The organism is Streptomyces filipinensis (assembly GCF_014649495.1).
GTDB classification, from domain to species: Bacteria; Actinomycetota; Actinomycetes; order Streptomycetales; family Streptomycetaceae; genus Streptomyces; species Streptomyces filipinensis.
The window spans coordinates 1-1,382 of sequence record NZ_BMTD01000064.1 but is presented as its reverse complement, the minus strand read 5'-3'; the positions used below and the strand labels follow the sequence as shown (position 1 = coordinate 1,382).

General features: G+C 67.1%; 2 protein-coding genes. Both read left to right on the top strand.

The genetic code is table 11. From position 1 onward, the window contains the following. Nucleotides 1–236 (top strand): transposase (locus IE244_RS43365; protein ID WP_191878755.1); only part of this gene is annotated, 236 nt, incomplete at its 5' end. Then, entirely contained in the window at nt 233–1,135 is a 903-nt protein-coding gene (locus IE244_RS41445) for an IS3 family transposase (protein ID WP_191878754.1), read from the top strand. The genes IE244_RS43365 and IE244_RS41445, both read left to right, overlap by 4 nt. Nucleotides 1,136–1,382: the final 247 nt, after the last annotated feature.

Sequence of the window (1,382 nt, the reverse complement as noted above, 5' to 3'; positions counted from 1 at the left end):
TCAAGTCGGTCGCCGGTGATCTCGGGGTGAACACCGAGACGCTGCGGAACTGGATCCGGGCCGCCGACGGCCGCCGCCCGGGCGCCCACTCCTCAGCGCCGGCCACTGCCCGGGATGGCGGTGACGACGTTCAGGCGGAGCTGGCCGCGGCCCGCAAGAGGATCCGGGAACTGGAGGAAGAGCGTGACATCCTCCGCAAGGCGGCCCGGTATTTCGCGACGGAGACGCGCTGGTGAACCGCTGCCAGTTCGTTGAAGATCACCAGCGCCGTCACGGCGTGAAGCGGCTCTGCGACATCCTCGGCCTGTCCCGCTCGAGCTTCTACTACTGGCGCCGCACCGCATCCGCGAGAGCGGCCCGCCAGACCGTCGAAGCCGGGATCGCGGCCCGGATACGCAAGGTCCACCAGGACTCCGACGGTACCTACGGAGCCCCCAGAATCACCGCAGAACTCCGCGGCGAGGGCGGCCCGGCGGTCAACCACAAGCGCGTCGCCAGGATCATGCGGACCATCGGGCTCGAGGGAGTCCGTCTGCGCCGCCGGCACCGCACCACCGTCGCGGACCAGGCCGCGGCGAAGGCACCGGATCTGCTCGGACGTGACTTCACCGCATCCGAGGTGAACATGAAGTACGTCGGCGACATCACCTATCTGCCGGTCAGCGGTTCGAAGCCGCTCTATCTCGCGACCGTCATCGACCTTGCCTCGCGCCGGCTGGCCGGGTGGGCGATCGCCGACCACATGCGGACAGAGCTCGTCATCGACGCCCTGACGGTTGCCGAGCGGACCCGTGGAAGCCTTGCCGGAGCTATCATGCACACCGACCACGGATCTCAATATTCGAGCAGGGCCTTCGCGGAACTGTGCAGGTCAGCAGGGGTCCGGCAGAGCATGGGCGCGGTCGGCTCCAGCGCGGACAACGCCGCCGCGGAAAGCTTCAACGCCGCCTTCAAGAGGGAGACGCTCAAAGGCCGGAAGGCCTGGTCGAGCGAGGGTGAGGCCAGACTCGACGCCTTCCGCTGGCTGACCCGATACAACACCCGCCGTCGGCACTCCCGCCTCGGCCAGCGGTCCCCGATCGCCTATGAGAACGCCCTCCGACCAGCAGCAACTACCCTGACCCAAGCCGCATAGACGTGTTCAACATCCGGGGTCAAGGCCCTTCATCTCATCCGACATCCCTGGCCGACCCATCTTCGCCACCTATATCGCCCTCAACCAGGATTGTTGCTCCGACCGGTTGCATCTAAGTCGGCTTTTTTCGCCCAGGATCTCGGCCCGACCTGGCGAGGGTACTGAAGCTCATCGACCAGCATCAGGACCGCTTCGGGGCCGAGCCCGTCCTCCGGGAACTGCACGTCCCCGCCTCGACCTGCTACCG